Annotated in this window: 1 protein-coding gene; it reads left to right on the forward strand. The window is 64.6% G+C overall.

The window, feature by feature from the left end; all coding sequences use genetic code 11:
• Positions 1–15: 15 nt before the first annotated feature.
• Positions 16–602: Ig-like domain-containing protein (locus KCN53_RS15980; protein ID WP_224199821.1), on the forward strand; the 587-nt coding region annotated here is incomplete at its 3' end.

Genomic DNA, 602 nt, shown 5'->3' on the forward strand with positions numbered 1-602 from the left:
GCAGAGGACGGTTCGGTGACCATCGACGTGCTGGCGAACGATACCGATGCCGACGGCGATACGCTCACACTTACCGGTGTTTCGAACGTTTCGAACGGCACGGCAGAGATCGTGGACGGTGAAGTCGTGTTCACGCCCGACGCGGACTTCAACGGTGAGGCAGGATTCAGCTACACCGTCGAGGATCCCGGTGGCGAGGAAGACAGCGGCGTCGCCAGCGTTACGGTGACCCCGGTGAACGATGCGCCTGTGCTGACAGAGCCGGGTACGTTTATTTCCGAGGATGGCTCTGCGGTCGAGATAGACTTGTCTGCGACCGACGCCGACGGCGACGATCTGACCTTCACGGCATCCGACATCGTGGGCGGCTCCGTGACCGGCGGAGCGGACGGCATGTTCACCTTTACGCCGGATACGGGTTTCGCCGGGCAGGGAAGCTTCACCGTCACGGTGGCGGACGGCAGTGGCGGGACCGACACGGCGGTGGTGGAAATCGCCGTTGCGCCGCCCAATGCTGCTCCGGACGCCCCCGATCTTTCCGGCACCGCGTTCGACGAGGATGTCCCGGCCGGGACGCAGGTCGGGATTCTCACCGCCGAAGA

Source organism: Pacificimonas aurantium, assembly GCF_020092905.1.
Lineage (GTDB): Bacteria > Pseudomonadota > Alphaproteobacteria > Sphingomonadales > Sphingomonadaceae > Pacificimonas > Pacificimonas aurantium.